Source organism: Mesorhizobium sp. M7A.F.Ca.US.006.04.2.1 (genome assembly GCF_004022915.1).
Taxonomy (GTDB): Bacteria; Pseudomonadota; Alphaproteobacteria; order Rhizobiales; family Rhizobiaceae; genus Mesorhizobium; species Mesorhizobium ciceri.
In genome coordinates this window covers 1-3055 of sequence record NZ_RZQA01000781.1, presented here as the reverse complement: position 1 = coordinate 3055, position 3055 = coordinate 1, and the positions used below count along the sequence as shown (strand labels likewise).

The following is a 3055-nucleotide window of genomic DNA, read 5'->3' as shown; positions in this document are numbered from 1 at the left end:
TTCGAACTGGCAGCACCCGGCTGGCAGCCGAAACAACCTTAACTCAATAAGAGCCCGGATATAGCAGGGACCCAAGCGTGATCGCGAGTTGGGCGGCGTAGTACAGCGCCCAGACGGCGAAGCGCATCCAGGCGCGGTGCGGCGAGATGGCGGCCACCAGGAATTTCTCCGTGGCGAGCAGCCCGTCGGATGCCATGAACAACAGCGCACCGCCGATCACGGAGACGTTGCTGGTGGTCAGCGCCGAGATACCCATTGCCAGGATCGCAGCGACATAGACGGCGATCGGGATACGCAGGCCGGGACCGACGCGCCGCCACAGCGCCGCCAGCATGACGGCCGCAAACACCGCCATGGCGAGCGCGATCGCTCCGCGCCACGACTCGGCGCCAAGCACCCCCAACCCGCCACCGCTGCGCAGGAACAGCACGACATAGACGATGTGGGCGACAAGAAAACTGGCCAGCCCGCCGAGAAAGGCCTTTTCACCGTCGCGCGACAGGAATGCGTCGCCAACAGCGCTGAGAGCGAGCGCGGCGGCGAGCAGCAGCGGGCCGCCCTGCAGCCCGGCCAGCACGGCAAGCATCGCCACGGCGAGCGTCTTTGCCGCCGAGCGGGCGAGCGTTGGTGGCATGCCAAGCGTAAAGGCGTAGATCACCGCCGCCGCCAGCGAAAAGATCAATGTCGCATTGGCATTTGCGTCGATGCCGCCGGCAAACGGCATCGTCATGCCCCGGCTCCGCTTTGGGATGCCCTGGCCCCGCTCTCAGCCGCCGGTTTGCGCAGGAACAGCGACTTCGCTGCAAGTGCGGCCCCGCCGGTGATGAGCACGCAGGCGGCGAGGATGCGCAGCGACGGCTCGGCGACGCCGGCCGCGATCAGCACCAGCGTCGACAACAGCGGTGCGGCGTAGCTTGCAGCACCCAGCACCTGGATATTGCCGCGCTTGACGCCGATGTCCCAGGCATAGAAGGCCGCCCCCACCGGCATCAGGCCAAGGCCGAGCACGGCCAGCCACTGGCCGGGACCGTCAGGCAGAACCGTCTGTTCCAGCGCCAGGTGGCAGGCGAGCGACAACACCGCGGTCGCCGCGCAGAACCAGGTGACGATGCTGGTCGGCACCGACGGGAAGCGCCGCGACAACAGCGAATAGGACGACCACAGCACGGCACAAACGGCGGCCATCGCATAGCCGAAGGCGTAACGGGCGTCGAAGGCGAGGCCCCCGCCCTTGGTGACGATCAGCACGGTGCCGGCAAGGCCGAGCAGCGCGCCGACGACATGGTTCCAGGCCAGTTTTTCGCCCGGCATCAGCGCCGAGCCGAGCACGATCAGCAAAGGCCATAGATAGGCGATCAGGCTCGCCTCCACCGCCGGCGCATTGCGCAGCGCGGTGAAATAGAAAAAGTGGTAGCCGAACAGCCCGGCAATGCCGATCAGCCACACCTGCGGCGGTATCTTCTGGCTCTTGTCGGGTGCCGGCATGAACAGCCGCGCGACCAGCCCGACACCGGTGCCGATCGAGAAGGTGATCGCCGACAAGAGGAACGGCGGCACCTGGCCCGACGCATCGGTGAGCAGTGCGAGCAGCGCCCACATGGCGACCGCCGAAAAGCCGATCAGTGTTGCGCGCCCCATTCTGTCTCCAGTGGCGCGCCAATTCTGCGCCTGGCTATTGTACCGCTTCGAAACGTCCGGCGCTGATGGTCAAGGTGCCGATCTGCGTGCCCACCGTGGCATAGATCGGCGCATATACGCCGGTTTGGCCGAGCGGTGCAAACGTCACCATCATGCGGCTTTTGCTCTTGAGATAGTTGAGCGCCTTGCGGCCCTTGCGATAGCCAGCCACCGGCTCGAAGCCCATCCGGCAGGTAACCGTGTCGCCCTTGTAGCCCGGCACCGAGATCGTGCCCTTCGAAGCGTAGGTCAGCGTCAGATCGGCGCGCATCTCGCCGTCGTAGAACTTTACCGTGCGGCCGCAGACCTGGTCGAGGCTGTCGGCATGGATGACGGTGGCAGCCATCGGATCGAGCACCGATGCCAGGTCGCCGGCACCGAGCGGCACCCAACTCTTGGGGTCGCGCTTGCCCGGCGCCGGGACGACCTGCGTCGAGGTGACCCTGCCATTTGCAAAGCGGATGTCGACCACCGATGCCTTCTTGCCGGAGGTGTAATCGGCGCGGAATGCCTGCGGCACCATCCTCTTGCCCGCAATCGTGCCTTTGGACGAGATCGTGCCACGCGTGTCGTCGAACAGTTTTGCCAACCCTGCCGCGCTGACGCTGCCTTCGATCGCGTAGGCGCCGTTCTCATAACGGCTGGAAAACGTTGATTTCGCTATCGAAAGTCCAAGGAACGACACCGTATACTCGCCCTTGAACGACTGCGGCGAGGCAGCAGACGCGGCGGACGGCAAGGCTGCGGCAAGCATGGCGGCAAAGGCATGTGACGAACGAAGCATGGCGGGATCGGGTCCTTGATTTTCGGCCGGAGGCGGGCAACTCCGGTCTGGCATGTCCCTATGAGACCGCTTATAGGATGAATTCCGGCCTTAATATGAAAATGCCGGGCGCGCCGTGGGCAATGCAGGAGCTTGACGCCTCGGCGAAATGCAACTATGGAACGCCAACTTTTTCCATAAGGCCGCCTGACCAGAACCGCGCGCCACCCGGCGTGGGCTTGAGTGTTTGGCAGACCCCGAGAACTGAAGGTTAGAACAATGTCCCGCACCTGCGAACTCACTGCCAAGGCAGTCATGTCCGGCAACAATGTGAGCCACGCCAACAACAAGACCAAGCGTCGCTTCCTGCCGAACCTCGTCAATGTGACGCTGATTTCGGAAGCGCTGAACCAGAATGTGCGCCTGCGCATTTCGGCCAACGCACTGCGTTCGGTCGAACATCGCGGCGGTCTCGACGCCTTCCTGGCCAAGGCCGACGTCAAGGAATTGTCGCAGCGCGCCCGTCTGCTGAAGAAGCAGATCGCCAAGAAGACCGCCGAGCAGGCTGCCGCTTAAACAGTTCAAAGGCGGGGGACGACCGCCCTGGCCAACATC

At 64.4% G+C, this 3055-nt stretch carries 4 protein-coding genes; 1 reads left to right on the top strand and 3 read right to left on the bottom strand.

The annotated features are described in order from the left end of the window. Positions 1–43: 43 nt before the first annotated feature. The 3 genes from EN925_RS29915 to EN925_RS29905 are packed head-to-tail and all read right to left on the bottom strand — an operon-like array spanning position 44 to position 2461. Positions 44–730, bottom strand: coding sequence for a lysoplasmalogenase (locus EN925_RS29915; RefSeq protein ID WP_127369168.1), 687 nt, complete (start codon positions 728–730; stop codon positions 44–46). Next, entirely contained in the window at positions 727–1638 is a 912-nt protein-coding gene (locus tag EN925_RS29910) for an EamA family transporter (RefSeq protein ID WP_027162920.1), read from the bottom strand. The genes EN925_RS29915 and EN925_RS29910 overlap by 4 nt, the downstream gene beginning before the upstream one ends. Positions 1639–1672: 34 nt before the next feature. Continuing rightward, positions 1673–2461 carry a DUF3108 domain-containing protein gene (locus EN925_RS29905; RefSeq protein ID WP_127369169.1) on the bottom strand — a complete coding sequence of 263 codons (789 nt, stop codon included), beginning with the start codon at positions 2459–2461 and terminating at the stop codon, positions 1673–1675. A 258-nt stretch (positions 2462–2719) separates the two neighbouring features. On the opposite strand from EN925_RS29905, the gene rpmB reads away from it, so the two are divergent. Next, positions 2720–3016 (top strand): 50S ribosomal protein L28, encoded by a 297-nt coding sequence (rpmB, locus tag EN925_RS29900; protein ID WP_013529373.1) that lies wholly within the window; start codon positions 2720–2722, stop codon positions 3014–3016. Positions 3017–3055 lie beyond the last annotated feature (39 nt).